The sequence below is a fragment of the Nonomuraea sp. NPDC049649 genome, assembly GCF_040675175.1.
Classification (GTDB): Bacteria; Actinomycetota; Actinomycetes; order Streptosporangiales; family Streptosporangiaceae; genus Nonomuraea.
The window spans coordinates 19,700-46,034 of the sequence record NZ_JBFAOH010000033.1 but is presented as its reverse complement, the minus strand read 5'-3'; the positions used below and the strand labels follow the sequence as shown (position 1 = coordinate 46,034).

The 26,335-nt window shown below is 71.5% G+C and carries 29 protein-coding genes; 13 read left to right on the top strand and 16 right to left on the bottom strand.

Going from position 1 to position 26,335, the window contains the following annotated elements; genetic code table 11:
* Nucleotides 1-57 precede the first annotated feature (57 nt).
* Genes AB0J42_RS29530 through AB0J42_RS29520 form a run of 3 tightly spaced genes read right to left on the bottom strand, consistent with a single transcriptional unit; the run spans nt 58 to nt 2,669 of the window.
* A complete protein-coding gene (locus AB0J42_RS29530) occupies nt 58-936 on the bottom strand; it encodes a DUF58 domain-containing protein (RefSeq protein WP_364300094.1) in 879 nt (292 codons plus the stop codon).
* 4 nt (nt 937-940) lie between these two features.
* Entirely contained in the window at nt 941-1,915 is a 975-nt protein-coding gene (locus AB0J42_RS29525) for a MoxR family ATPase (RefSeq protein WP_364300092.1), read from the bottom strand.
* Between the two features lie 16 nt (nt 1,916-1,931).
* Nucleotides 1,932-2,669, bottom strand: a complete 738-nt coding sequence (locus AB0J42_RS29520; RefSeq protein ID WP_364300090.1) for a trypsin-like peptidase domain-containing protein — start codon at nt 2,667-2,669, stop codon at nt 1,932-1,934.
* A gap of 151 nt (nt 2,670-2,820) precedes the next feature.
* Here AB0J42_RS29520 and AB0J42_RS29515 point away from each other — a divergent pair, with 151 nt between their 5' ends.
* From AB0J42_RS29515 to AB0J42_RS29495, 5 genes are all read left to right on the top strand, one after another.
* Entirely contained in the window at nt 2,821-3,966 is a 1,146-nt protein-coding gene (locus AB0J42_RS29515) for an RNA ligase RtcB family protein (protein WP_364300088.1), read from the top strand.
* The gene (prfH, locus tag AB0J42_RS29510) at nt 3,963-4,604 is read left to right on the top strand and encodes a peptide chain release factor H (RefSeq protein ID WP_364300086.1); all 642 of its coding nucleotides are present in this window, start codon (nt 3,963-3,965) and stop codon (nt 4,602-4,604) included. The genes AB0J42_RS29515 and prfH overlap by 4 nt, the downstream gene beginning before the upstream one ends.
* A gap of 143 nt (nt 4,605-4,747) precedes the next feature.
* Complete coding sequence (locus AB0J42_RS29505) at nt 4,748-5,029, top strand: hypothetical protein (protein WP_364300084.1); 282 nt, start codon at nt 4,748-4,750, stop codon at nt 5,027-5,029.
* A gap of 10 nt (nt 5,030-5,039) precedes the next feature.
* Entirely contained in the window at nt 5,040-5,984 is a 945-nt protein-coding gene (gene sigJ, locus AB0J42_RS29500) for an RNA polymerase sigma factor SigJ (RefSeq protein ID WP_364300082.1), read from the top strand.
* Nucleotides 5,985-6,078: 94 nt separating this feature from the next.
* Nucleotides 6,079-7,245: an FAD-dependent oxidoreductase gene (locus AB0J42_RS29495; protein WP_364300080.1), complete on the top strand. Its 1,167-nt coding sequence runs from the start codon at nt 6,079-6,081 to the stop codon at nt 7,243-7,245.
* Nucleotides 7,246-7,434: 189 nt separating this feature from the next.
* On the opposite strand, the gene AB0J42_RS29490 is transcribed toward AB0J42_RS29495, so the two are convergent.
* Both AB0J42_RS29490 and AB0J42_RS29485 read right to left on the bottom strand, forming a co-directional pair.
* Entirely contained in the window at nt 7,435-8,091 is a 657-nt protein-coding gene (locus AB0J42_RS29490) for a response regulator transcription factor (RefSeq protein ID WP_364300078.1), read from the bottom strand.
* On the bottom strand, nt 8,088-9,233 hold the full coding sequence (locus tag AB0J42_RS29485) for a histidine kinase (RefSeq protein ID WP_364300076.1): 1,146 nt from the start codon (nt 9,231-9,233) through the stop codon (nt 8,088-8,090). The genes AB0J42_RS29490 and AB0J42_RS29485 overlap by 4 nt, the downstream gene beginning before the upstream one ends.
* A 124-nt stretch (nt 9,234-9,357) precedes the next feature.
* On the opposite strand from AB0J42_RS29485, the gene AB0J42_RS29480 reads away from it, so the two are divergent.
* Nucleotides 9,358-9,861, top strand: coding sequence for a DUF6223 family protein (locus AB0J42_RS29480; protein WP_364300074.1), 504 nt, complete (start codon nt 9,358-9,360; stop codon nt 9,859-9,861).
* A gap of 98 nt (nt 9,862-9,959) precedes the next feature.
* On the top strand, nt 9,960-10,916 hold the full coding sequence (locus AB0J42_RS29475; RefSeq protein WP_364300072.1) for a TAXI family TRAP transporter solute-binding subunit: 957 nt from the start codon (nt 9,960-9,962) through the stop codon (nt 10,914-10,916).
* Nucleotides 10,917-10,919: 3 nt separating this feature from the next.
* On the opposite strand, the gene AB0J42_RS29470 is transcribed toward AB0J42_RS29475, so the two are convergent.
* On the bottom strand, nt 10,920-12,332 hold the full coding sequence (locus AB0J42_RS29470; RefSeq protein ID WP_364300070.1) for a HAMP domain-containing sensor histidine kinase: 1,413 nt from the start codon (nt 12,330-12,332) through the stop codon (nt 10,920-10,922).
* A gap of 6 nt (nt 12,333-12,338) precedes the next feature.
* Nucleotides 12,339-13,019 carry a response regulator transcription factor gene (locus tag AB0J42_RS29465; protein ID WP_364300069.1) on the bottom strand — a complete coding sequence of 227 codons (681 nt, stop codon included), beginning with the start codon at nt 13,017-13,019 and terminating at the stop codon, nt 12,339-12,341.
* A 171-nt stretch (nt 13,020-13,190) separates the two neighbouring features.
* On the opposite strand from AB0J42_RS29465, the gene AB0J42_RS29460 reads away from it, so the two are divergent.
* From AB0J42_RS29460 to AB0J42_RS29450, 3 genes are read left to right on the top strand one after another with little or no spacing between them, the layout of a single operon-like run.
* Nucleotides 13,191-14,204: a tripartite tricarboxylate transporter substrate-binding protein gene (locus AB0J42_RS29460; RefSeq protein ID WP_364300067.1), complete on the top strand. Its 1,014-nt coding sequence runs from the start codon at nt 13,191-13,193 to the stop codon at nt 14,202-14,204.
* A 1-nt stretch (nt 14,205) separates the two neighbouring features.
* Entirely contained in the window at nt 14,206-14,667 is a 462-nt protein-coding gene (locus AB0J42_RS29455) for a tripartite tricarboxylate transporter TctB family protein (RefSeq protein WP_364300065.1), read from the top strand.
* Between the two features lie 20 nt (nt 14,668-14,687).
* A complete protein-coding gene (locus tag AB0J42_RS29450) occupies nt 14,688-16,193 on the top strand; it encodes a tripartite tricarboxylate transporter permease (protein WP_364300063.1) in 1,506 nt (501 codons plus the stop codon).
* Here AB0J42_RS29450 and AB0J42_RS29445 read toward each other — a convergent pair.
* A complete protein-coding gene (locus AB0J42_RS29445; protein WP_364300061.1) occupies nt 16,153-16,830 on the bottom strand; it encodes a YoaK family protein in 678 nt (225 codons plus the stop codon). The genes AB0J42_RS29450 and AB0J42_RS29445 overlap by 41 nt on opposite strands.
* Nucleotides 16,831-16,946: 116 nt before the next feature.
* Here AB0J42_RS29445 and AB0J42_RS29440 point away from each other — a divergent pair, with 116 nt between their 5' ends.
* Nucleotides 16,947-17,819 (top strand): CPBP family intramembrane glutamic endopeptidase, encoded by an 873-nt coding sequence (locus tag AB0J42_RS29440; RefSeq protein WP_364300059.1) that lies wholly within the window; start codon nt 16,947-16,949, stop codon nt 17,817-17,819.
* A 55-nt stretch (nt 17,820-17,874) separates the two neighbouring features.
* On the opposite strand, the gene AB0J42_RS29435 is transcribed toward AB0J42_RS29440, so the two are convergent.
* Complete coding sequence (locus AB0J42_RS29435) at nt 17,875-19,068, bottom strand: sigma-70 family RNA polymerase sigma factor (protein WP_364300057.1); 1,194 nt, start codon at nt 19,066-19,068, stop codon at nt 17,875-17,877.
* Nucleotides 19,065-19,403: a YciI family protein gene (locus tag AB0J42_RS29430; RefSeq protein WP_364300055.1), complete on the bottom strand. Its 339-nt coding sequence runs from the start codon at nt 19,401-19,403 to the stop codon at nt 19,065-19,067. Before AB0J42_RS29430 ends, AB0J42_RS29435 begins: the two co-directional genes overlap by 4 nt.
* A 209-nt stretch (nt 19,404-19,612) precedes the next feature.
* Between AB0J42_RS29430 and AB0J42_RS29425 the strand changes: the two genes are divergently transcribed.
* Nucleotides 19,613-20,635, top strand: coding sequence for a hypothetical protein (locus AB0J42_RS29425; protein ID WP_364300053.1), 1,023 nt, complete (start codon nt 19,613-19,615; stop codon nt 20,633-20,635).
* A gap of 135 nt (nt 20,636-20,770) precedes the next feature.
* Nucleotides 20,771-21,184 (top strand): ArsI/CadI family heavy metal resistance metalloenzyme, encoded by a 414-nt coding sequence (locus AB0J42_RS29420; RefSeq protein ID WP_364300051.1) that lies wholly within the window; start codon nt 20,771-20,773, stop codon nt 21,182-21,184.
* 13 nt (nt 21,185-21,197) lie between these two features.
* Here the strand turns inward: AB0J42_RS29420 and AB0J42_RS29415 are convergent, their stop codons facing one another.
* The 6 genes from AB0J42_RS29415 to AB0J42_RS29390 form a co-directional block, all read right to left on the bottom strand.
* Nucleotides 21,198-21,563: a hypothetical protein gene (locus tag AB0J42_RS29415; RefSeq protein WP_364300049.1), complete on the bottom strand. Its 366-nt coding sequence runs from the start codon at nt 21,561-21,563 to the stop codon at nt 21,198-21,200.
* A gap of 79 nt (nt 21,564-21,642) precedes the next feature.
* Nucleotides 21,643-22,131 carry a GNAT family N-acetyltransferase gene (locus AB0J42_RS29410; protein ID WP_364300047.1) on the bottom strand — a complete coding sequence of 163 codons (489 nt, stop codon included), beginning with the start codon at nt 22,129-22,131 and terminating at the stop codon, nt 21,643-21,645.
* Nucleotides 22,128-23,168, bottom strand: a complete 1,041-nt coding sequence (locus AB0J42_RS29405) for a hypothetical protein (RefSeq protein ID WP_364300045.1) — start codon at nt 23,166-23,168, stop codon at nt 22,128-22,130. Before AB0J42_RS29405 ends, AB0J42_RS29410 begins: the two co-directional genes overlap by 4 nt.
* Nucleotides 23,169-23,216: 48 nt before the next feature.
* The gene (locus AB0J42_RS29400) at nt 23,217-23,636 is read right to left on the bottom strand and encodes a DoxX family protein (protein WP_364300043.1); all 420 of its coding nucleotides are present in this window, start codon (nt 23,634-23,636) and stop codon (nt 23,217-23,219) included.
* A 502-nt stretch (nt 23,637-24,138) separates the two neighbouring features.
* Nucleotides 24,139-24,696: a restriction endonuclease gene (locus AB0J42_RS29395; protein WP_364300041.1), complete on the bottom strand. Its 558-nt coding sequence runs from the start codon at nt 24,694-24,696 to the stop codon at nt 24,139-24,141.
* 174 nt (nt 24,697-24,870) lie between these two features.
* On the bottom strand, nt 24,871-26,286 hold the full coding sequence (locus AB0J42_RS29390; protein ID WP_364300039.1) for an ATP-binding protein: 1,416 nt from the start codon (nt 26,284-26,286) through the stop codon (nt 24,871-24,873).
* Between the last annotated feature and the right edge of the window lie 49 nt (nt 26,287-26,335).

The following is a 26,335-nucleotide window of genomic DNA, read 5'->3' as shown; positions in this document are numbered from 1 at the left end:
CAGGCACGGGCGCGGTGAGGACGACCCGGCCAGCCACTCGGGCGGGGGTGGGTGATGTCATGGGTGGGTCCTCGTCCGGGTGACTACTTCCACCAGGGTTTCCGCGAGGTCGCGGTGGGTGTCCACGCGGTGGACGGGGACGGCGGCGCGGCGCATGCCCGCCGTGAGCCGGGCCTCGCGCTCGGAGACGGCGGCGTGGAAGCGGACGCGCAGGAGCGGGTCGGCGGAGTCGACCACGAGCTGCTCACCCGTCTCGGCGTCCTCGACCACGATCAGCCCGGCTTCGGGCAGTACGTCGTCGGCGGTGTCCACGATCCGCAGGGCGACCACCTCGTGCCGCCGGGCGAGCCGCTGGAGCGACCGTTCCCAGTCGCCGTCGCCGATGAAGTCCGACAGCACGACGACGAGGGCACGGCGGCGCGCGAGACGTCCGGCGGCGTCGAGCATCTGCGCCAGGTCGGTGGTGGCGGCGCTCGCCTCGCCGGTGCGTTCCAGCTCGGCGGCGATCCGGAGCGCGTGCCGCCGCGAGGTGCCGGGCGGCACGACCCGCAGCATCCCGGTGTCGAACAGCAGCGCCCCGACCCGGTTGCCGCCCCGCCCGAACAGCCGCGTGAGGACGAGCGCGAGCTCGGCGAGGACGTCGTGCTTGGCGCGTCCGGGCCGCCCGGCCGCCATCGACGCCGACCGGTCGAGCACCAGCCAGACCGTCAGCTCGCGGTCCTCGGTGAACAGGCGCAGGTGCGGCTCGTCCAGCCGCGCGGTGACGTTCCAGTCGATGTGCCGGGCGTCGTCGCCGTGGATGTACGCGCGAAGCCCGGTGAAGTCGATCCCGGAGCCGCGGTGCGCGGTGCGGTGCATGCCCTGGAGCCGGCCGTCGAGCCTGCGGAGGACCTTCCACTCCAGGCGGAGCAGGAGCTTTTCCGGGGCGGTGGCCATCGGGTCACCGGTTCTGCAGGACGACGTCGGGGGTCCGGACGGCGCCGAGCACCCGGGTGATGACGGTGTCGGCGTCGACGTCGTCCGCGAGGGCCTCGTAGGAGAGCACGAGCCGGTGGCGGAGCACGTCGAGCGCCAGCTCGGACAGGTCGTGCGGCAGGACGTAGTCGCGCCCGCGCAGGAACGCCAGCGCCCGCGCTCCCGTGACGAGCGCGATGGACGCCCGGGGGCTGCCGCCGTACGTGACGTACCGTTCGAGCTCGCCGAGCCCGGCCGTCGCGGGAGAGCGGGTGACGGCGACGAGCCGTACCGCGTACTCGACGATCGCCGGGTCGACGTACACCTGCTGGGCGCGGGCCCGCATGGCGACCAGGTCCTCGGCGCTCATCATGGGCTGCGGCGGCTCGGGCGGGCGGAGCGCCCGGTCCACGATGGCCTGCTCCTCGGCCTGCGTCGGGTAGTCGACGACGACCTTCATCATGAAACGGTCGACCTGCGCCTCGGGCAGCGGGTACGTGCCCTCCGACTCGATCGGGTTCTCGGTCGCCATGACCAGGAACGGCTCGGGCACCCGGAACGTCTCACGGCCGATCGTCACCTGGTGCTCCTGCATGACCTCCAGCAGGGCGCTCTGCACCTTGGCGGGGGCACGGTTGATCTCGTCGGCGAGCAGCAGGTTGGCGAAGACGGGGCCGAGCTCGGTGCGGAACTCGCCGGAGTGCTGGTGGTAGACGCGGGTGCCGACCAGGTCGGCGGGCACCAGGTCGGGGGTGAACTGGACGCGCTGGAAGGTGCCGGAGATCGCGGCGGCCAGCGACCGCACCGCGAGCGTCTTGGCCAGGCCAGGCACGCCCTCGACGAGCAGGTGCCCGTCGGCGACCAGCGCCACGGCCATCCGCTCCAGCAGCACGTCCTGGCCGACGATCGTCCGCTTCACCTCGTACAGGACGTCTTCGAGGGGGTGGGATGCCGAGGTCATGGCTCTTCCTTCTCGGTCAGAGTTGGGGGCCGTCGCCCGGGGGGCCGTCTCCTTCGCCGCCGAGGGCCGCGCCGATGGGGACCGCGAATGCGACTCCGGCGAACGCCTGGTCGTCACCCGGGTCGGCGATCGCGACGACGATGCCGATGACCAGGCCGGCGGCGTCCAGGAGGGGGCCGCCGGAGCTGCCCGGGTTGACGGAGGCGTCGAACTGGATGAGGCCGCTCAGACCGCCTTTGTCGGTGGTCCGGTTGAGGCCCGACACGACGCCGGTGGAGACGCTGTAGGTGAGGCCGAGCGGGTTGCCGATGGCGACGACGGGGGCGCCCACGGTCGCGCCGCCGCCGAGGGTGGCCGGTACGACGATCTCCGGCAGCTTCGCGGGCGTGAGCGTCGCGATGTCCTGCTTGGGGTCGGCCGACGCGACCTCGGCCTCGGCCTCGGTGCCGTCGGCGTACGTGAGCGTGATGTCCTTCGCGCCTCTGACGACGTGGTACGCGGTCAGGATCGTGCCGTCGTCGGCCGCGATGACCCCGGTTCCGAGTGACCGCCCGGCTCTGATGACCACCACGGAGGGGCTGACCCGCTGGAAGACCTCGGCCGTGGTGAGCGTCGCGCTGGGCGTCGGTGTCGGGCTGGGCGCGGGCGCGGCCTGTTCGCCGTTCCCGTCGCCGGTCCCCAGCCAGTACGCGAGCACTGCCACGATGACGAGTACGACGCCCCCGACGAGGAACCGCTGAGCCTTTCGCGGCACGCGCTCCATGGCTCCATCGTCATAAATTTCAGTTGAAAGTGCTACAAACTCCGCCTGAGAACCTCATGAGAACCGGACGGAAAACCGTTTGCTTCGCATGACGGGCGCGGGGCACGGTGGTTTCCCGACCTCCTCGCCGGAAAGAGCGTCCTTGTCCCAGCACCCTTCCCCGCCGGTGGAAACGGCCACCGTCACCGTGTTCGCCTCCCCCGCGAGCTGGATCGAGTCCGATGCCCTCGCCCAGTGTCACCAGGTGGCCGCGCTCGACGGCATGAAGCACGTCGCCGCCATGCCTGACCTGCACCCCGGCAAGGGCGCCCCGATCGGCGCCGCCATGACGTCGGCCACGCTCTACCCCTTCCTGGTGGGCTCCGACATCGGCTGCGGCATCGCCGTGTTCCCCATCAAGCTGAAGCGCACCGATCCGGAGAAGCTCGCCGCCCGCTTCCCCGACCTCGACCGCACGCCGGACGACGACGACCCCGCCTGGGACGTGGTGGAGGGCGACATCCCCGCCGGTCACACCGAGGGGCTGGGCACGGTCGGCCGGGGCAACCACTTCGTGGAGCTGGCCCGGATCGGCACCGTCTTCGAGCCGGAGCACGCGAACCGGCTCGGCCTGGCGGCCGGCGACCTGGTCCTCGTCGTCCACAGCGGCTCCCGCGGGCTGGGCGAGCGGATCCTGCGCGCGCACACCGAGGCGCACGGCGCCGGTCCCGCCTCCGACCCCGCCGCCTACCTGGCGATGCACGACGACGCGGTGCGGTGGGGGTCGCTCAACCGGCGCCTGATGGCCGCCCGGGTCGCGCACGCCCTGGGCGCCCAGCCCACCGAGCCGGTGGTCGACCAGTGCCACAACCTGGTCGAGGTCCGCGACGGGGACTACCTGCACCGCAAGGGGGCGGCGCCGGGTGACGGGGTCGACGTGCTCATCGCCGGGACCCGCGGCACCCCGTCCTACCTGGTGGCCGCGCACGCCGGGCCGGACGCGGGCTACTCCGTGGCGCACGGGGCGGGCCGCAAGATGTCGCGCGGGGACGCCCTGCGCCGGGGCCGGGCCAAGCACACCGTCGAGGAGCTGCGCCGCACGCCGGTGGGGTCGCTGGTGGTCTGCGGCGACCGTCAGCTGCTCTTCGAGGAGGCACCGACGGCTTACAAGCGCATCGAGCAGGTGATCTCGGACCTCGTGGAGCACGGGCTGGCCACGCCTGTCGCCACCACCGTCCCTGTGGTGACCTACAAGACGGCCGATCCCGGGCCGCGGAGGGACCCGCGCCGTAAGCGGGGCCGGTCGTGAGCGTCCACCTGATGTTGTCGGCCGGGCGGGGGCCGCAGGAGTGCGCGTGGGCGCTGGCGCGGCTGCTGGGCCGTCTGGAGTCCGACGCCGCCCGGCGGAAGCTGCGGATCCGGCGTGTCGAGACCGTGCCCGGTGAGCGGCCCGGCACCTTCCGGTCGGTCCTCATCGAGATCACGGGAGCGGACGCCGAGACGTTCGCCGCCTCGTGGACCGGGACCCTCTGCTGGCAGGCCCCCAGCCCCTACCGGCGGGTCCCCCGCAAGAACTGGTACGTCATCGCCCAGCCGTGCGAACCGGGCGTCGCGTCCACGGAGTTCGCCGAAGAGGACGTGGAGATCGTCGCCTGCCGCACCGGCGGCCCCGGCGGGCAGCACCGCAACAAGGCCAGCACCGCGGTCCGGGCGACCCACCGGCCCACCGGGCACGTCGTCGTGGTCGACACCGAGCGCCAGTTCAGCCTCAACCGGCGCATCGCCATCCGCCTGCTCCGCGAGCGCGTCGAACAGGACGACGAGGCCGCCGCCCGCTCCGCCACCACCGACCGCTGGCGCATCCACGACGAACTGGTACGAGGCAACCCCACCCGAGTGGAACGCCCGGGCACCCCCACCCGAACCTCACCCCGCCGCAACCCCTGAGTATGGTGGACCACCCCTGCGCGACAGGGCGCGGACCCGCACCCGCCGCTGAGCCCCGACCGGATGAACCCCTGGATTACTCGGTGGCCGGGAAGTTGTAGATCTCCGTCGGCGTGCCGATCTGCTCGACCTTGCCCTGGTTCATGACGGCGATCCGCGACGACAGTGACAGGGCCTCGGTCTGGTCGTGCGTCACGTACACCATCGTGATGTCCGTCTCGGCCTGGAGGCGCTGCAGCTCGGCGCGGAGGTCGTCGCGCAGCCGGAACTCCAGCTTCCTGCGGCACGCCGAGATCGTCTCGGAGGAGTACGGGGTCGACGTCCGCAGCCTCCTGCTCGAAGCCGGCAGGCGGGGCCTGGTCGGCGGCCAGGAGGACATGATCGTGGACATCGCCCTCGATCTGGCGAAGACCACCACGTCCTAGTATCGGGGGCATGGCCCTTTCCCCGGGGGACGTCGACCGGTTCGAGGCTTCCAGGCCCCGCCTGGAAGCCCTCGCCTACCGCCTGCTCGGCTCGGCCGCCGAGGCGGAAGACGCGGTGCAGGAGACCTTCCTGCGCTGGCAGGCCGCCGACGTCGCGCGCATCGAGGTGCCCGAGGCCTGGCTGACGAAGGTGCTCACCAACCTCTGCCTCAACCAGCTCGCCTCCGCGCGGGCCCGGCGCGAGACGTACGTCGGCCAGTGGCTCCCCGAACCGCTGCTCGGCGGCGACCCGATGCTCGGCCCCGCCGACACGGCCGAGCAACGCGAGTCCGTCTCGTACGCGCTGCTCACGCTGATGGAGCGGCTGTCTCCCGCCGAGCGGGCGGTGTACGTGCTGCGCGAGGCGTTCGGCTACCCGCACCGCGAGATCGCCGAGATCCTCGACGTCACCGAGGCCGCCAGCCAGCAGCTCCTCCACCGCGCCAGGAAGAACCTCACCACCGGCAGGGCCCGCACCGAGGTCGACGAGGCCGCCGCCCGGCGGCTCGTCGAGGAGTTCCTGACCGCCGCCGCCAGCGGCAAGACCGAGCCGCTGGTGCGGCTGCTCACCTCCGACGCCACCGCCGTCGGCGACGGCGGCGGGAAGGTCCCGGCCCGCGCCAAGGCGTTCGAGGGCGCCCTCGCCGTCGCGACGTTCCTGCGCGGCCTGCTCCTGCCCGGCGAGGCCAAACGCCGCTACCTCGGCGGCAAGCCCGGCGTCTACGCCTGGACGGCCAACGGCGAACCCGCCCTGGTGGCCGTCCTGGACGGCCGGGTCGTCGGCGTCATGTGCCTGGAGGTCACCGCCGACGGCGTCGTCGCCGTCCGCAGCCAGGTCAACCCCGACAAGCTGGTACGCGCGACCGAGCTCTGGGCGTCGGCCGACCGCAGAGAACCCCTGCTCTACGCCTTCTGAGCCACGGTGTGAGGCGCTTCACAGCGCGAACCTGTCAGGAATCCGCCGGATGCCCGGTTCAAGGGGCAAACCCGTGCGAGACAGGAGCAGGAAGATGCAGCACCGCATCGTCGTCCTCGGAGCCGGATACGCCGGAACCATGGCCGCCGGCCGCCTCGCCAGGCGGATCCGGCGCGAGGACGTCACCATCACCCTGGTCAACGCCCACCCCGACTTCGTGGAACGCGTCCGCCTGCACCAGCTGGCGACCGGCCAGGACCTCAAGCCCCGCCCGCTCAGCGAGATGCTCAAGGGCACCGGCGTCGACCTGCGCATCGCCCAGGTCACCGCCGTAGACGTCGACCGCAAGACCGTGACCCTCACCGGCTCCGAACTCCCCTACGACACACTCGTGTACGCGCTCGGCAGCGGCTGGAACCCCCAGGGCGTGCCCGGAACCGACGAGCACGCGTACGAGATCGCGAGCCGCCCCGGCGCGCTGAGACTCCGCGACCGCCTGACCCGCCTCGGCGCCGGACAGACCGTGACCGTCGTCGGCGGCGGCCTCACCGGCCTGGAGGCCGCCACCGAGATCGCCGAGTCCCGCCCCGACCTCGACGTCGCCCTCGTCACCCGCGGCGACCTCGGCGACTGGCTCTCCCCCAAGGGCCGCGCCCACCTGCGCAAGGTCTTCGGCAAGCTCGGCATCACCGTCCACGAACACGCCGCCGTCACCGCCGTCGAACCCACCCGCGTCATCACCTCCGGCGGCCCCGTCCCGGCCGCGGTCACCCTCTGGACCACCGGCTTCGCCGTCCACCCCATCGCGGCCTCAACCACCCTGAAGCTCGGCGACAACGGCCAGATCGTGGTCGACGAGACCATGCGCTCCGTCTCCCACCCCGACGTGTACGCCGTCGGCGACGCGGCCCTGGCGATGGGCGCGGGGAACAAGCCGCTGCGGATGTCGTGCGCCTCCGGAGGCCCGACTGCGTGGCAGGCCGCCGACTCGATCGCGGCCCGCCTCACCGGCGGCAAGTTCCCGAACGCGCCGCTCCGCTACTTCAACCAGTGCATCTCCCTGGGCCGCAAGGAAGGCCTGATCCAATACGTCACCGCCGACGACCGCGCCGTGCGAGCGGCCCTGACCGGCCGGTTCGCCGCCGTCTATAAGGAGCTGATCTGCAAGGGCGCCGCCTGGAACGTCGCCAACCCGACCTTCGGCCTGCCGGTCCGCCGCCGCCCCCTCACCACCACCTCAACCGCCCAATCCCCGGCCTAGCCTGGCAACCCCGAGACACACCGGTCACCTACAGAACCGCGCGAACCCGACCGAACCCGGTAACCGCCGCGCCGCCTGAGAACACCGGTTCGGCACGACAGCGCGAAACCGGCCGCACGACCCCGCCTTGGAATACCGGAAAGTCGGCGGGCGCCCCATGGCAGGTGCCCGCCGCGAGCGGGACTTTCCTCAGGAACCGCCCGGGGTGACCAGTCCGGATTCGTAGGCGAGGACCACGAGCTGGGCGCGGTCGCGGGCGTGGAGTTTCGTCATGGCGCGGTTGATGTGCGTTTTCGCGGTCATCGGGCTGATCACCATGCGGTCCGCGATCTCGTCGTTGGACAGGCCCCGCGCGACCAGGGCGACGGCCTCGCGTTCGCGGTTGGTCAGCTCCTCCAGCGCGGCGCCGGTGTGGAGCGGCTGGGTGACGTACCGGTCGATGAGCTTGCGGGTGATCGCCGGAGCGAGCAGCGCGTCCCCGCGGGCGGCGACGCGGACGGCGTGCAGGAAGTCCTCCGGCACGATGTCCTTGACCAGGAACCCGGCCGCGCCCGCGCGCAGCGCCTCGAAGACGTACTCGTCCAGGCCGTAGTTGGTCAGGATGACGACGTGCACCCCGGCCAGGGCCGGGTCGGCGGCGATGCGCCGGGTCGCCTCGATGCCGTCGACGACCGGCATCTGGATGTCGATCAGCGCGATGTCGGGCAGCAGTTCCCTGGCCAGGGCCAGGCCCTCCCGGCCGTCGCCCGCCTCGGCCACCACCTCGATGTCGTCCTCCAGGTCGAGCAGCGCCCGGAACCCGCTGCGGATCAGCGGCTGGTCGTCCACCAGCAGGACCCTGATCACGGCGTCCTCTCCACGGGAAGCTCGGCCTGTACGGTGAAGCCGCCCTCGTCGCGGGGCCCGGCGCGCAGGGTGCCGCCGAGGGCGGTGACGCGTTCGCCCATGCCGAGCAGGCCGACCCCCGGCACCGGGTCGGCGCCCCGGGTCTCGCCGTCGTCGTCGACCCGTACAGCGAGAACGTCCGGACGGCAGTCGATCCGGACGGCCGCGGTGGCGGAGGCGGCGTGCCGGGCGACGTTGGTCAGCGACTCCTGGACGATCCGGTAGACGGTCCGGCCCACCGCGGCCGGCACGTTCTCCCGCTGCCCCTCGATCGTCAGCGTCGCGTCCAGGCCGATGGCGCGGGCCCGTTCCACCAGCTCGGGGACGTGGTCCAGGCCGCGCGGCGGGGACGGGTCGTCGTCGCGCAGCGCCCCCAGGGTGGCGCGCAGCTCCCGGTTCGCCTCGCGCCCGGCCTCCTGGATCGCCAGCAGGGCCTCCGGCACCTCCTCGCCGCGCCGGCGGGCCACGTGCACGGCGACCTCCGCCTGCAGCTTGATGATCGAGATCTGGTGGGTGAGCGAATCGTGCAGCTCCCGCGCGATACGCAGCCGCTCCTCGTCGGCGCGGCGCCGCGCCGTCTCCTCCCGGGTGCGCTCGGCTTCCTCCGCCCGCCGCTCCGCCTGCCGCAACGCCTCACCCGCCGCCCCCGCGGCGACCAGCCACGCGATCTCCAGCGCACCCCGGGCCCGCGCGAACACCTCCCCCACATCGTCCAACCCCGAAGCCAGCGCCGCGAGCGGCAGCGCGGCCAGCACCACCACGCTCGCCGCCACCGTCACGGCCCGATGCCCCGCCCGCACCGCCGCGTACACGGCGAACAGGTACGCGACGGCAGGCACCTCGAACCCCACCGCCTGATACCCCACCGCGCACACCCCGGTGACGACCAGCACCACCACCGGCGCCCTCCGCCGCCCCGCCAGCGCCAGCCCCCCGCCGACCAGCAGCCCATACCCGGCCACCCCGGCGACCGTCCCCGGCCGTTCCCCCGCCAGCCCGGTGACCAGCAACACCGCCGCCACACACCCGGCGATCCCCCAGTCCACCCAGCCCCGCCCCAACCGCATACGCCCCGCCACCGCCACGGCCCGGCCTCCACTCACGCGGGACTCTCCTCCCGGTCCAGCGACCTCGTCAGAGCGCCTTCATGGGCGCACCCTAGCCCGGCGGGCGGGTGGGGCGAATCCCGCGAGCGGAGGAGTGGCGGGTACCGCGGACGCGGTATGCGTGCGGATTCTGCGGCGGCCGCGGCAGCGCGAAGTGTCCACGTACGCCGGACGACCTGCGGCGGGTCCCCCGGACACCATCGAGGACGACATCCAGACGCAGGAGGAGATCCACATGCCAGGCAGAATCGTGCCGGTGGTCGCCGGGGCCGCGCTGATCGGGGTGCTCGGGCTCGCCGCTCCGGCGCTCGCGGTCACCTCGCCGGAGCAGGTTGATTCGTACGTGATGACGTCGGGCCGGGTCTGGTCCCTGGTGGGGGCGGGGCTGGGGCTGGCCGGGACGGTGCTGGGCGGGCTGGCTCTGGCCGGGACGCGCGTCGGACGGAAGGGAGCCGTCGCCGCTCTGGGGGCGGGCCTGGTGGGCGGGGTCATCGGCGCACTGGTCGTGGCCGTCGCCCAGGGCGGCCCCGGCACCGGGTACGGCATCGTCGGCGGCTACATCGCCGTGGTGGTGTCGCTGATGGCGACGGTCCTCGGAGGCCTGGGCCTGGCCCGTACCCGCTGAGGCGGAGACCACAAGGGGCCGGGCGGCGGCCTGTGCGCGCCTGCGAAGCTGGGCGGTCGGAGCGTCGCCGTATCCCCGGCCGTCCGTATCATCTCGGCATGACGAATCCCGGGTCGCGGGTCAGCCGGCGGGCGGTGCTGCTGGCGGCGGGCGGGCTGCTCGCGGGCTGTTCGGGGCAGCCGGAGGTCGCCCCGGTGGATCTGCGGCTGGGCACGGGACCGGCGGGGGCGGTGTATCGGCGGATCGGTGGTTCGATCGCCCGGCACATCGCCCAGCAGGTGCCGGGGGCGACGGTGACGACGGTGCCGAGCGGGGCGTCCACGGACAACATCAAGATGCTGAGGAAGGGCGAGGTGCAACTCGGGCTGACGAGTCTGGACGCGCTCATCCGTACGGACGGGAGCGCGCCCGGGGAGTTGTCGGCGGTGTGCCGCCTCTACGACAGTCACCTGCATCTCGTCGTCATGGCCGGTTCGAAGGTCGAGGAGTTCGCGGACCTCAAGGGGAAGCGCGTCTCGCTGGGCGCCTACGATTCGGGCACGGAGTTCACCTCGCGGCGGATGCTGGAGCTCGGGAAGGTCGGCACCGAGAGCCGGAACCTGAGCCAGGCGGCCTCGGCGGCGGCGCTGCGCGACGGGGAGATCGACGCGATGTTCTCGCTGACGGGAGTGCCGACCCCGGCTATCACCGAGCTGGCGGAGCATCACCCGATCCGGCTGATCCCGCTGGACTCGCAGGCCGACGCGCTCGTCACCGCCTACCCGGGGCCGTACGCTCCCGCCATGATCCCGGCGACCGCGTACAAGGGCGCGCCGGCCACCCGGACCGTCGCGGTGCCGAACGTGCTGCTCGCCCGGAACGACCTGCCGGACGAGCTGGTGTACGCGATCACGGACACGATCTTCACGCACACGGGCGCGATCGCCGCCGCGGGCCGGGGCGAGCCGGACGATTTGCCCGAGGCGTGGCACATCAACGTGCGGACCGGGATCTCGACCGCGTCGGTGCCGCTCCACCCCGGCGCGGCCGCCTGGTTCCGCGACCGCAAGCGCTGAGGGTCAGGCCGGCGGGGAGGACTCCTCGCGGGGCAGCGCGACCACCGCGGCGAACCCGTGCCCGGACCCGTCGGGGCGCGGCAGGCCGTCCTCCAGCCGCAGCTCGCCCCCGGCCGCCCCGACCAGGTCGGCGCAGATCGCCAGCCCCAGGCCGGTCCCGGTGACGTTCTGGTGCCGCGGCGCGCGCCAGAACCGCCGCAGCGCCTGGGACCGTTCGGCCGCTTCGATGCCCTGCCCGTCGTCGCGGACGGCGATGGCGACCTCGTCGCCGTCGACCCGGGCGCTCACCTCGACCGTCCGCGCGCCCGACAGCCGGAGCGCGTTGCTGATCAGTTCGTCTAGGATGCTGCCGAGCCCGCCCGTGGGTTCCAGCAGCCGCAGCCCCGGCGGCACGTCGACGGTGAGCGTCTGCCCGGCCGTCGCCGTGAGCGCGCGCCACCGGTCCACCCGGGTCGTCAGCACCGCGTCCAGGTCCACGGGCGAGGCCGTGCGGATGCTCTCCATGCGGGCGCTGGCCTGCAACGAGTTGAGCAGCCGCTGCATGGCCTTCAGCTCGTCGACCGCGACGTCGTACACCTGCCGCCCGCCGCCGGAGGCGCGCAGGTGCGGTTCCAGGCTTTCCACGGCGAGGCGGAGGCTGGTCAGCGGGTTGCGGAGCTGGTGTGAGGCGTCGGAGACGAACGCCCGCTGCCGCTGCACGGCGTTCTCGACCGCGTCCATCATGGTGTTGAACGACTCCGCGAGCCGGCGCAGCTCGACCGGGCCGGCTTCGGCGTCGGCCCGGATGGTGAGGTCGCCCTGGGAGATGCGGGAGCTCGCGGCGTCCAGCTCCCGCACCGGGCGGAGCACCCACGCCGACACCGGCCAGGCGACGGCGACCAGTGCGATGAGCGGCAGCAGCCCGAGGGTGGCGAGCTGGGCCCAGCGCACGAGGATGCGCTGGCGGGTCTTCGACAGGTCGGAGATCGTGACGACGGCGCCGACGACCTCGCTGTCCCGGCCGACCGGCTCGGCGACGACGAGGGCGGAGCCGTCCCACGGCGCCCACTCGCCGGAGGGTTCCGGCCGTGCCCCGGCCAGCGCCGAGGTGACGATCGGGGGCAGCGCCGGTTCGTTCCGCGCCGCTTCCTCGTACGCGCGGCCGGGGCCCATGAGCACGGCGCCGGAGGTGTCGATCACCGCGACCGGGATGCCGTAGAGCTCGTGGTAGCGGGCCAGCTCCTGCTGGAGCGCCTCGCGCCGCCCGGTCGCCAGCGCCGTGTCGGCCAGTGACGCGAACCGGCCGACGTCGTTCAGCCGGTCCACGTACGTCTCCTGCATCTCCCGCTCGGCGACGGTGACGCCGAGCGGGACCCCGAGCGCCGAGACGAGCAGCACGGCGAGGGGCACCAGGACGAAGAGCAGTCGGCGGTGCACGGCGGGTCAGCCGACCGGCTCCGGGTCGGCCAGGAGCCGGTAGCCGACCCCGTGGATGGTCCGGATGACCACGGCGGGGCCGATCTTCTGCCGCAGCGCCGCGATGTGGGTGTCGAGCGTGCGGCTCGACGACTCCCAGGTGGCGCCCCAGATCTGGTCGAGGATGACGTCGCGGCTCACCACGTTCGGCGCCCGGCGGGCCAGCAGCAGGAGCAGGTCGAACTCCTTGCGGGTGAGCGTCACCGGCCTGTCCTCGACGGTGACCTCGCGGGTGCCGACCTCGATCCGGATCGGGCCGAGGTGGAGCGGCGCGTCGGGGGCGCTCATGGCGCGGGCCAGCCGGGTGCGGCGCAGCACGGCGTCGATGCGGGCCAGCAGTTCGGGGATGCCGAACGGCTTGACGATGTAGTCGTCGGCGCCGGCGCGCAGGCCGCGGACCCGTTCGTGCTCCTCCGAGCGCGCGGTCACGGCGATGACGGCGGTTTCGGGGCGGTCGCGCAGCTTGCGGATCACGTCGAGCCCATCGCCGTCGGGCAGGCCCAGGTCGACGAGGACGACGTCGGCGGGGTCGGCGCGCACGGCCTCCGCGGCGGTGGCGAGCCGGTGGACCTCGAATCCGGCCTGGGCCAGGACGGTCACCAGGCCACGGGCCACGCGGTCGTCATCTTCGATGATGGTGATCCGCATACCGGATTGTACGACCGGCCCCGAGGCGGCGCGAAGACCAGTTCTTGGGATTTCTGTGACATCTCCCACATTCCTTGGGATTCCTCTGACACTACGCGGGCCTCCGCGCGCCCAAACTAAGGCCGCGCAGTCACCGAACGGGTGCGAATGCGCAGACGAGGAAGCAGTGATATGAGACTCACCAGCGGATACCGGGCCGCCGCCCGCATGATCGCCGCGATCGGCGTCGTCTCCCTCGCCGCCGCCTGTGCGGGCAGCGGCGGCGGCAGCGACCCGGCCGCCTACCCGGACCAGAACATCACGTTCGTCGTGCCGTTCAGCGCCGGAGGCCCGACCGACACGGTCACCCGCCTGATCGCCGAGCCGATGGCCGCCGAACTCGGCGGCAAGATCGTCGTACAGAACGTGGAGGGCGCGGGCGGCACCGTCGGCGCCGGCGAGGTCGCGCAGGCCCAGCCCGACGGCTACACCGTCCTCATGCACCACATCGGCATGTCGACGGCGCCGTCCCTCTACCAGAACCTGGGCTACGAGCCGCTGGAGAGCTTCGAGACGGTCGGGCTCGTCACCGAGGTGCCGATGACGGTCATCGCCCGCAAGGACTTCGAGCCCGCGACCCTCCAGGACCTGGTGGCCCACGTCAAGGCCAACACCGACACGGTCACGCTGGCCAACGCCGGGATCGGCGCCGCGTCCCACCTGTGCGGCCTGCTGTTCCAGACGGCCGCCGGGGTCAAGCTGCAGGAGGTCCCGTACCAGGGCACCGGGCCCGCGCTGACCGACCTGGTCGGGGGCCAGGTCGACTTCATGTGCGACCAGACGACCAACACCAGCGGCCAGATCAGCGCCGGCGAGGTGAAGGCGTACGCCGTCACCACCCCCGAGCGGGTGGCGAGCCTGCCCGACCTGCCCACCACCACCGAGGGCGGGCTGCCCGACCTCAAGGTCAGCGTCTGGCACGGCCTCTACGTGCCCAAGGGCACCCCGCCGGAGGTCGTGACGAAGCTGTCGGAGGCGCTGCAGGCCGCGCTGGCCGACCAGAAGGTCATCGACCAGATGGCCAAGCTCGGCACCGCGCCCGTCCCGGCCGGCGACGCGACTCCGGAGGCGCACCGTACGAAGCTGGAGGAGCAGCTCGGCACCTGGTCGAAGGTGTTCGCCGACGCCGGGATCGAGGCCTCCTGACGTGCGGCGCCGCCGGTCCCTCCCGGACGTCCTGGCCGGGGGAATCTTCATCCTGATCGGTGGCGCGTTCGCGGTGGGGTCGCTCGGCTACCAGCTGGGCACCCCGCTGCGGATGGGCCCCGGCGCCTTCCCGCTGCTGGTCGGCGTGCTCGTGGCCGCTCTGGGCCTGGGGATCGTCGTCAAGGGGCTGATCGCCGGTGAGGCGATCGAGTTCGGGCGGGTTCCCTGGCGCGCGATCGCGGTCGTCTCGGTCGCGCTGGTGTTCTTCGGTCTCACCGTACGAGGGTTCGGGTTCGTTCCCACGTCGTTCGTGACCGCCCTGCTCACCACGCTGGCCAGTAAGCACGTACGTCCCCTGATGGCCCTGACGGTGAGCGCCGGGCTGACCCTGGTCGCCACGCTCGTCTTCGTCGGCGCTCTTCAGCTGCGGATCCCGCTCTGGGGCCCGTGGCTGGGGTTCTGACCCGGCAACCGGATTGAGACATGGAACTCCTCGAAAACCTCGCGCTGGGTCTGTCCACCGCGCTCCTGGTCCAGAACGTCGTCTACTGCTTCGTCGGCGTGCTGCTCGGGACGATGGTCGGCGTGCTGCCCGGCATCGGGCCGACCGCGACGGTGGCGATGCTGCTGCCGATCACGTTCAGCTTCGAGCCGGTGACGGCGCTGATCATGCTGGCGGGCATCTACTACGGCGCGCAGTACGGCGGCTCCACCACCGCCATCCTGATCAACCTGCCCGGCGAGTCGTCCGCGGCCGTCACCGCGCTCGACGGGCACGAGATGGCCCGCCAGGGCCGGGCCGGTCCCGCCCTGGCCACCGCGGCGATCGGGTCCTTCATCGCGGGCACCATCGCCACCCTCGTGCTCGCGGTCGCGGCGCCGCCGCTGGCGCGCGTCGCCCTGCAGTTCGGCCCGGCCGAGTACTTCTCGCTGGTCCTGCTCGGCCTGATCGTGTCGATCGCGCTGGCGCGCGGCACGGCGCTCAAGGCCCTGGCGATGATCTTCCTCGGCGTCCTGCTCGGCACCATCGGGCAGGACATCTACACCGGCACCCCGCGGTTCGTGTTCGAGCAGCGGGAGCTGTACGGGGGCATCGACTTCGTGTCGGTCGCCGTCGGCATGTTCGGCGTGGCCGAGATCCTGCGCAACCTGGAGAACGAGCAGACCCGCACCACGATCGTCGGCAAGGTGAAGAACCTCTGGCCCACCCGCGACGACTGGCGCCGCATCGTCGGCCCCATCCTGCGCGGCACCGGCCTCGGCTCCGCGCTCGGCATCCTGCCGGGAGGCGGTCACGTGCTGGCCTCGTTCACCTCGTACGCGGTAGAGAAGCGCATCTCCAAGCGGCAGGACCAGTTCGGGCACGGCGCCATCGAGGGCGTCGCCGGGCCCGAGTCGGCCAACAACGCCGCCGCGCAGACGTCGTTCATCCCGCTGCTCACCCTGGGCCTGCCGGCCCACCCGGTGATGGCGCTGATGATCGGCGCGTTCATCGTGCACGGCATCACGCCCGGCCCGAACGTCATCAGCGAGGAGCCCGCGCTGTTCTGGGGGCTCATCGCGTCGATGTGGATCGGCAACGTGCTGCTCGTGCTGCTGAACCTGCCGCTGATCGGCATGTGGGTGCGGATGCTGCGCATCCCGTACAAAGTCCTGTTCCCGATGATCATCCTGTTCGCGTCGATCGGCACGTACTCCCTGGGGTTCAACGCCTTCGACGTCTACGCGATCATGTTCTTCGGGCTGCTGGGCTACGTCCTGATCAAGTGCGGCTGCGAGCCGGCGCCGCTGCTGCTCGGCTTCGTCCTCGGGCCGCTGCTGGAGGACAACCTGCGGCGGGCGCTCATCATCTCCCGCGGCGACGCCACCGTCTTCCTCACCCGGCCCATCTCCGGAGCGCTCCTGGCGCTGACGGCGGTGGCCCTGGTCATCACCGTCCTCCCGGCGATCAGGAAGCGTCGCGAGCAGGTGTTCGTCGAAGACGAATAGCCAGCGCCGTCATCGCCACCGCGGTCACCACCGTGACCAGCGGAATGACCGGCAAGGCGGCGGGGACCATGAAGATCGTCACCGTCCCCGCCGCCGCCCCGGCCACCAGAGACGTCAGAATGGCCAGATCCCGCAGCCGCGCCACCCCCAGACCCGGCGCCAGCAGAGCGGAGATGACCCCGGTCAGCGTCCCCGTGAGATACGTGGTCGACACGGCCAGCCGCCCGCCCAGAGCGCGCATCGCCGCACTCTGCAACCCCATCGCCGACGCCGCCAGCACCAGCAGCACATGCCGCTCCCCGCCGGCCAGCCAGCCCACCGCGAACAGGACCAGCACCAGCAGCTCCGCCCCCAGCGCCGCCAACATGCCGGCGACCTGCGCCGACACCCACCGCGCGATCCCGGTCCCGGCGGCGACCCCCACCGCGTACCCGGCCAGCGCGAGCCCCGCACCGACCAGACTCTCCACCTTGCCGGTGCCCGCCGCGTTGCCGAACACCACCAGGTTGCCGGTCATGACGCTGCTGAACACCCCGCCGAGCCGGATGACACTGGCCGCGTCGACCGCCCCGGTCCCGAGAGTTAGCGTGACGGCCACCGCGCTGAGCGGGACATCCTCAGGCTCCCCACCGCCCATCCCGCCCCCTCCGGTCAGAACACACTCTTCGTGCCGGTTTCGTGACTTATTGATACCGAGGCAGGTCGTGAACTATTCACTGGCCGTCTCCGCCTGCGACCCGCAGCGTTGTGGGCATGAGGAACAGAGCGGATCTCATCGTCTACCTGGCCGTCGCCTTCGGCGGGGCGTGGCTCGCGGCCATCCCGCTGTGGACGCAGGGGCTCCAGACGACCGCGCTCCCCCTGTCGCTGGCCGGGCTCCAGCTGTCGCCCGCGCTCGGGGTGCTCGTGGTGTGGCTGATGACCGCGCTGCGGAAGGATCCGGCCGCGCGGGAGTGGGCGCGGCTGACCGGGCTGACGTTCGGGGACCGGCCGGGGCGGACCGTCGGGTACACCGCCGCGACGTGGGCGGGGCTCCCCCTGCTGATCGCCCTCGTGATCGCGGTCAGCGCGCTGGCCGGGGTCTTCCCGACCGACCTGAGCGGGCTCTCCGGCTACCGGCAGGCCTTCCCGCAGGGCACCCACGCCACCGCCGTGGTGGGCGTCGTCTCCGGGATCGTGGTGACCACGGTGTTCGCGTCGGTGACGGCCTTCGGCGAGGAGTGGGGGTGGCGCGGCTTCCTGCTGCCCCGCCTGCTCCCCCTCGGGTACGGCCGGGCCATCCTGCTCTCCGGCCTCATCTGGGGTCTGTGGCACGCGCCCCTGACCCTCCTCGGCTGGAACTACCCCGGCCTCGGCCCCTGGGCGGTGCTCCCGTTCACCCTGTTCTGCGTGGCCGTGGGCGCCGTGCTCGGCTGGCTCCGGCTCAGCACCGGCAGCGTCTGGCCGGCGGTGATCGGCCACGGCGTCCTCAACGCCGCCGTCCCCACCCTGTACCTCGTCGTCTCGGCGGCGGGCCAGTTCCCCGATCCGCTGCTCGGCGGGGTGTTCGGGGCGATCGGGCTGATCGCGTTCGGCGCGCTGGGGCTCGCCCTGGCACGGATACGCCCCTGGTCAAAGAGCATGTAGGTGGAGACCTCGTACGGCTCGTCACAATTGGTCATGCATCTCGGACATGGGCGGATCACCAGTTGAGCCGCTCGGTCAGGAGTGCCTGCTGGGCCGGATTGGCGGTCAGGTCCAGGGCCCGAGCGTCGGCGCGGTGGGCCTCGTCGCGGCGGCCCAGGGCGCGCAGCAGCTCGGCGCGGGTGGCGTGGAAGAGCGGATAACGCTTCAGCGGCAGGTCCGCCAGCTCGGCCAGCGCCGCCTCGGGGCCTTTGACGTGCTGGAGCGCGATCGCCCGGTGCAGGCGGGTCACCGGGGAAGGCGCCAGGCGCAGCAGCATGTCGTACAGGACGAGGATCTGCGCCCAGTCGGTGTCCGCGAAGCTGCTCGCCTCGGCGTGGCAGGCCACGATCGCCGCCTGCAGCTGGTACGGGCCAGGACTGCGGTGGGTGTGGGCGGTGCGGGTCAGCAGGGAGGTGGCCTCGGCGATGGCGGCGTGGTCCCAGAGGGAGCGGTCCTGGTCGGGCAGGAGCACCAGGCGCCCGGCGGGGTCGAAGCGGGCCGCGGCACGGGCGCGGTGCAGCCGGATCAGCGCCAGCAGGCCCGCCGCCTCCGGCTCCTTGGGCATCAGGTTCGCCAGCAGCGCGGCCAGCCATTCGGCGTCGTCGACCAGGTCACGCGCCTGCGCCCGCTCGTTCGTACTGGAGAGGTAGCCCTCGTTGAACAGCAGGTAGATGACGGCGAGCACGCCGCCCAGCCGCTCGCCCAGCTCCTCCTCCCGGGGAACGCGGTACGGGATGCCAGCCTCGCCGATCTTCCGTTTGGCGCGGGTGATGCGCTGGGCCACGGTCGGCTCGGGCACCACGAACGCCGCCGCGATCTGGGCCGTGCTCAGGCCGCACACCACCCGGAGCGTCAGCGCGATCCGCGCCTCCAGGGACAGCGCCGGGTGGCAGCAGGTGAAGACGAGCCGGAGCCGGTCGTCGCGCGGTTCGGGTTCCGGGCGCAGGAGCAGGGCCAGTTTGGCGCGGTAGTTCGACTCGCGGCGCAGCACGTCCAGGCCGCGACGGCGGGCGACTGTGAACAGCCACGCGTCCGGGCGCTCCGGGATCCCCTCGGCCGGCCAGCGGCGCAGGGCGGTCTCGACCGCGTCCTGCACCAGGTCCTCGGCCGCGGCGAAGTCGCCGAGCAGCGAGACCAGGGACGCGGCCAGCCGCCCGGCGTGCTCGCGCACCACCCGCGCGAGCACCTTCTCGTGCGCCGGCTCACTCACCAGATCGGGCGGATCTCCACGATCGGGCAGGCCGGCCAGGACCGGACCAGCTTGAGAGCCTCATCCAGATCGGCCACCTCCACCTCGGCGAACCCGCTCACCACCTCCTTGCCCTCGACGAACGGCCCGTCCGTGACAACCGGCTCCCCCTCACCCAGCCGCACGGTGGTGGCGGTGTGCCGGGCCGCCAGATGGGTGTGGTGCGTGATCTTGTCGGCGTGGTCGGCGAACCACTGCCCGACGGCGGCGTAGGCGGCCTCGCGTTCCTGCTCGCCCATCGACTCCAGCTCCTTCGCGAACTCCGGCGACTCGACGAACATCAGCACGTACTTCACGGCGCTCCTCCTGGGGTCACGGGACGGCGCTCCACCGTCCCTACCCATCTGACGATCGGCGCCCGCCCGGATACGACATCCTCGGATTCAGATTCAATCGAACTGGTGCTCGAAAACTCTGGCATCAGCGCTCAGATCACGCTTACGATCTTGATGTTCGCCGGCCGTCCTGAGCGGCCGGCTCTCCCACGACTGGACGGAGATCGACCTTGAGACGTGCGCTGATCGCGTTAGGCATCGGCTTGAGCGTGCTGGGTTCCGCTGTCGTCACCGCCCCGGCGGAGGCCGCGAGCGTCGCGACGGTCCCGCTGGCCCGCACCAGCACGGCGGCCCAGGAGGTCGCCGAGTTCTGGCTCGCGGACGGGGCCGCCAACCTCCGCGACGCCACACCGTACGAGGTGGGGGCGACCAAGAACGGGGAGCGCCTTTCCGCAGACGTTCCGCCCGACGGGCCGCCGGTCTCCCTCGCCCCGATGGAAGCGCCGGACCCCGCGACCTCGGGCAAGGTGTTCTTCATCGGCGACGACGGCCGGCCGCACTGGTGCACCGGAACCGCCGTGCGGTCGTCGTACCGCAACACGGTCGCGACGGCGGCGCACTGCGTGTTCAACATCGAGGCTCCGATGGGCGCGCTCGGCGCATGGGTCTTCGTCCCCGCCTACACCGAAGGCGCGACCCCGTACGGCCTCTACGTCGGGAAGCAGGGCAACACCCACTACGACTACGACGACATCCGGGACCACGGGCGTAACTACGCCTTCGTCAACGTGTACAACGGCGTCGTCTCCTCGGCTTCCGCCGGGCTGACCGACGTCGGGAGGCTCGGCGACAACGTCGGCGGCCAGGGGATCGCGTTCAATCAGCCGATCGCGTCCACGGTCGACGTCCTCGGTTATCCCGCCGGCCCGCACCCCGACGGCACCCGGCCCTACACCGGCGAATCCCTCGAACGGTCGACCGGGTCGAGGTTCGCGGTACGGGTCACGGTCGCCCGCGCGGACCGGCTCGTCGGCGTCGACTCTCCGTTCACCGGTGCGGGTTCGCTCGGTTCGGCATGGCTGACCGGCTACTCGGACGAAACCCGTACCGGCTATCTCAACGGCATCACGACCAGCGTCTCCGACACCGACGGCGACGGCCGGTACGACACCGGCATCTCGTCGTACTTCGACCGCGAGACGATCCCGGTCTACCAGCACACCAGCGGCACCTGGACCGGCCGCTTCATCTGATCGGATCACCACGTGCGGGTGATGGGCGCCATACCGGGCGGCCACACGGTGCCCATCGCATCTCTCTGATGTCTTAGCTTGGAAACGGCATATGGCAGTGTTCTTCCCATCCGAACCCCGGTCAGGAGATCTGCCATGGCACGTGTCCAGCTCGCCCTCCGCGTCGCAGACCTGGAAAGCTCGATCACCTTCTACAGCAAGCTCTTCGGCGTCGAACCGGCCAAGCGCCGCCCCGGCTACGCCAACTTCGCCATCGCCGAACCGCCGCTCAAGCTGGTCCTGATCGAGGGCGAGGAGGGCGAGCCGACGCGGATGGACCACCTGGGCGTCGAGGTCGAGGAGTCAGCCCAGGTGGACGCCGCCACCCAGCGCCTCAAGGACGCCGGCCTGGCCACCTTCGAGGAGAACGACACCTCCTGCTGCTACGCCCTCCAGGACAAGGTCTGGGTGCACGGCCCCGGAGGCGAGCCGTGGGAGGTGTACGTGGTCAAGTCCGACGCCGACACCCCGGGCGCCATGGCCGCCCCCGAGCCGACATGCGCCTCGTAGAGGCGGCGCCGCGCTAGCGGCGGACGCGGTAGACGAGGTGGAGCACGCGGTCGCCCTGGATCACCACGTGCGGGTCCTCCAGCAGGTGCTGGGCGTCGATCGAGCCGAAGAAGCGCTTGCCCGAGCCGAACACCACCGGCACCACGTCCATCGCCACCTCGTCCACCAGGCCGAGGGCGAAGGCCTGGCCGCCGACGTCGCCCGCCGCCACGGCCACGGTGCGGTCCCCCGCGAGTTCCTTCGCCTTGGCGACCGCGCGGGTCACGTCGTCGACGAAGTGGTAGGACGCCTCCGGGTGCCAGCCTTCGGGCTTGGGCCGGTGCGACACCACGACCACGTGGTCACCCGCCGGGGGCTTGCCGTCCCAGCCGTTCACCATGTCGGTCGACCGACACGACGTTGTGCATCTTCACCATGGTCGGCTATGCGTCGACCGAGCGACCTGGGAATCGACAGGCTCAGGGAGAAACAATCGTCCGGTGATAGTGCACCACCGGTTCGGCGAAGCCTTCCCCCTCTTCGATCTCCATGCGGCCCGAGAGGGTGAAGCCCATCCGTTCGTAGAAGCGGCGGGCGCGGGGGTTGGCCTCGAACACCCAGAGCCCGGCCGTGTCGTAGCCCAGCTCACGGAGCCGCCGCAGCGAGCGGGTCATGAGCGCCGCGCCCAGCCCGGTCGACCAGTGTTCCGGCAGCACGTAGATCGCGTAGATCTCGGCCTGGCCGAAGGCGCTCAGGCCGGCGATCCTGCCCTCCGCCTCCGCCACGAGGACGCGCCGGTCGCCGATCATGCGCTGCCAGTGTTCGACCTGTGCGGGGGTGACGGTCAGCGCGTCGAGGTAGGCGTCCGGTAAGAGCCCGTGGTAGGCCGCCCGCCAGGAGGCGTTCTTGACGTGCAGCACCTCTTCGGCCTCGTCGCGTACGGCGTCCCGTACTTCGAAACCCGTCATGTCAGCGTGCCGGTGACGCGCCACAGGTCGTAGCTCCACAGCGAGGCGCACGTCCCCGCGCAGCTCTCCGTGAAGACGACCGTGAGCGTGCCGGGGTCGGGCAGCGTGCCGTAGACGGTGCGCAGCAGGCCGGCGTTGTGGTTGCGGGGCAGGCCGGTGAGCGCGGGGTCGATCACGCCCTCGACGCGCCAGGAGCCGCCGCCGTTCCAGATGGACGCGCCGTCGATGCTCGCCACCTGGAGCGACGCGCCGATCTGCCTCGGGTGGTCGGCTGGATACGGGTGCTGTTCCCGTACGACATAGAAACGGTCGCGGGACGGGTCGTAGGCGACGTCGAAGTTGTTGAGCCAGTCGGGACGCCCGTCGGCGCCGGTCAGCCCGGCCCGGGTGATCTCGACGGCGGGGCCGATGACGGGGGCGGACATGTCGGCCAGGGTGATGTCGCGCCGGTAGGCCCGCGTGCCGTCCGGGCCGCCCGAGGTGTAGAAGAGCAGCAGCCGGCCGCGGTCGGGCTGGACGGCGGTGACGGCGGGCTGGCCGACGCCCCACGCCGTGGTGCCTTCGAAGGGGAACGCCACGACGGGCCGCGGATACTTCACCCACGGCCCGTCGAGCGACTGGGCGAAGGCGACGCCGATCTGGTTGTGGGCGCTGGCGTCGACGTCGTTGCCCAGGTAGAACATCGCGTATTTGTACGTGACGCCCTGGAAACGAGCGGTGACCGCGACGACGGCGGGGTCGCAGTTGTGGAAACGGTCCCAGCCGGTGCCGCCGGAGGCGATGACCCGCCGGTCACTGACGATCTTCCCGCCGGTGCGCCGGGTGTGCCAGATGTCGTCCTTGATCTTGCCGTCGGTGGTGTTGTGGCAGGTCCAGTAGTGCTCGGTGGTGCCCTGCGCGATCGCCGCCGGCGCGTACGCGTAGATCTTGCCCTTCGGGTCGTAGATCTGCTCGATCGAGCCGGGCTGCCAGCCGACGGCCGCCTGCGCGGGCGCCGGGAGGAGTGCGCAGACGAGCGCGATCAGACAGGTCAGCATGGCGGCTCCTCCCCTTGATCGTCCGGGGAGGAGCATACGCCTGCGGAGCTATCCCCGTTCGGTCACGAGGGAACGCGCGGGTGTGAGCGCCGATGACAGAGCCCAGCGGCCCGGGCCGAGGATGGCGACCAGGAGGAAGGCCCAGCAGAACAGCGCGGCCTTCTCGCCGCCGTTCTCGATCGGGAACAGCGCCTGCGGCTGGTGGACGATGAAGTACGCGTACGCCATCGTCCCCGAGCAGACGACGGCGGCGGTGCGGGCGCCCAGGCCGAGCATGACGAGGGAGCCGCCGACGAGCTGGATGACGGCCGCCCACCAGTCCGGCCACTGCCCGACGGCGGGCACCTGGCCGTGCGGCCCGCCCAGCACGTCGAAGAGCGTCGCCGCGCCGTGGCAGGCGAAGAGCAATCCGATCACGATCCGGTACAGCGCCAGGAAGAGCCCTTGATCTTTGACCAGGGAATCCACAGAAGGTGTCCTCTCGACGTACGGGTTGAGGCGCCGCGACGTTGCAGAACGCCATTTTGGGAGCGCTCCCAAATAGTCGCCGGAAGCCTCCAGACCGTCAACGCCACTCGCGGCGGCGAGAGGCCGGTAGGGGTTTCACGTGGTGGAATGTGGGGTCAGATACTTGAAATTTTCATTAGTACGCGTGCAACTAAGGGCATCCCGGATCCCCTCCGGGTCGTCTGAGACGGCGTGCGGGCGAGCAACGTCTGCAGGTCACCCACGGTCCACGCCCCCGGCACCCAGCCCAAGACCGGAACTGAGCGAGCCGGTAACCACCCGCCGGAGTCAGTCCTTCTGCTTGCCAGGGACGGTGGCGTCGGTGATCAGCTGGGGCGCGATCGGCTTCATCAACGCGCCCGATGCCGCCTCCGGGCGATGCATATCACCACGAGACGGGATCCCCGTCATATCGAAGATCTCGGGCCCCGACGGCGGCCGGCGAGCATCTGCCCGGCGGTGATTACGTAGCCTCCCCCTCCGTCAGTTTCCCGGCAGATTTCGCCGGCAGGAGCGAGACCGTTCCCAGCAGCCAGTCCGCGAGCCGGTCGCGTTCGACCAGCACCAGCGGCTCCTTCGCGCCCAGCGCTTCGAGCCTGGCCTGCTTGGTGAGGTTGGCAGAGGTAACCAGAACGCCCGTGTGACCCGCGAAGGTGTTGGCCAGCGCGCCGAGGAAGTTGCGCACGTCAGGCGCACCGACTGATTTGCTGTAACGCTTGCATTGAATGGCGTACCGGCCGTGACCGGGAACGTAGGCAGTGATGTCCACCCCGCCGTCACCGGCACCACCACGCTGGCGGACCTGGCGGAACCCGTCGGCGATCATCCGCTCGGCGACGAGGCGCTCGAATTCCTGGCCGGACATGCGATCGACCTTTTCCAGCTCGACGTTGGCGGCCAGAAAGCGCTGTCTCTCCGCCCTGATCATGCGGTGCCGGAGAATGAGCCCGCCGACGAGTAACGCGGCGAGCAGACAGGTGATCCCCAGGGCCCAACCGGGGTATTCGGCGGCGAACCACACGACCGCGACACCCGCGACACAGGCCGCCGTGACTATGCGCTGCCTCTTACGTGCCCTCTTCCTGGATCCCCTCGCCACGGCTCCTCCTCCATGAAGTGGTACCGAGGGCCAGTCTGAGTGAGAGCACCGACAAATCCGGGGCGGCCGAGCACCGCGATGGACCGGACAGGCCCCTTACGTGGACCATGCAGCAAGGAGTTCCGCCGGACCGTAAGCGGCGTCGAGTCCTTCGCAGTCGATCCCGTTGCGCGAGACGGCGAGCACAGGGATGGGGTCGAAGGTGAGTGCGGCGCGGTGCCGGTGCAGTGCCGCGAGATCATGCCGGTCGAACGGGGAGTTCTCCAGCCACTTCACAGAGCCGACGAACAGCAGCTGTTTGGCGATCGGCGCGCGGTCCGCTCCCACGATGTCGATCTCCACATCGTTGCTACGGGTCCAGTAGCCGCCGATAGCGGGGGCAGCGGGCAGGTTCTCGTCGGGCAGCAGCCGTGCCAGCGCCTCACGCACCAGAGGCTCGATCGCCCTGCCGCGCCAACTGGTCCAGCTTTCACGGATGCGCGCCAGTGTCAGGTCGCCCCGGCCCCGCTCGATCTCCTCCATGGCCGGGTCCAGGAACTTCAGCCAGAAGCGGAGGTAGGGATCCGCAACCCGATAGCGGCGATCCTTCGAGGGCCGCGTGGAGATGGGAAGCTCGGCCGCGACCACCCGCTTGTCCATCAAAATGTCCAACGCCCGCTGGAGTGAGGCCCCTGCGATGCCGCCGGCGGCTTGGGCGATGTTCGTGAACGTCCGCTCGCCGCTGCCGATCGCCGAGAGCACAGTCCTGGCCTGCACCTGCTGGGGGAACTCCGCGGCGAGCGAGCGCTCCGCCGACACCAGCAAGGCCGAGACCGGATCCCTGAGCGCCGTACTCAGGAAGTCCCACATTCCGGCTCCGTGCGGCCATTCCACACAGACCAAGGGAAGGCCGCCGGTGATCAATGCGGCGTCGAAGGCCGTGGCCGGGTCGAGGCCGAGCATGTCTCCCACCTCCGCCGGGTTGAGCGGGCCCAGCACCATTTCCCGGCCGCGCTGATGGAACGGGCGTCCGTAGCTGTTCAGCGCCTCCATCATCGACAGGTCGGAGCCGATGAGAATCAGCAGAACCGGCTTGGTCTCCAGCACTCGATCCCAGGCCCGCTGAAGCATGCCTTCGAAAGCGCCCTCCTCATCCATCAAGTAGGGCACCTCGTCCATCACGACCACGCTCGCCCGGTCGTGGGGCAGTGCCGCTGCCAGGACGTCGAAGGCGGCATCCCAGGTCGCCGGGCGCGCGGCCGACAGCAGATGCGCGAGCGGGAGGTTGGATGACTGCGCATCCCGGCTGAGCCGTTCCAGGTCCGTCTCCGGGGACGCGCCTGTGGCGGCGTAGAAGAGGAACGGAGCATCGGATCTCTCCACGAACCGCTCTACCAACCGCGACTTGCCCACCCGGCGGCGCCCTCGAAGCATCACGCACCGCCCGGGCCGCTCTCCACCGATCCCGGCCGCCACCTTGCGCAGCTCGCGCTCCAGTGTCTCTAGCTCACGTCCCCTGCCGACGAAGTCCACCACGCCCCCTACCCCCGCTCACTACCAAACATGTTACTACCATCGATGT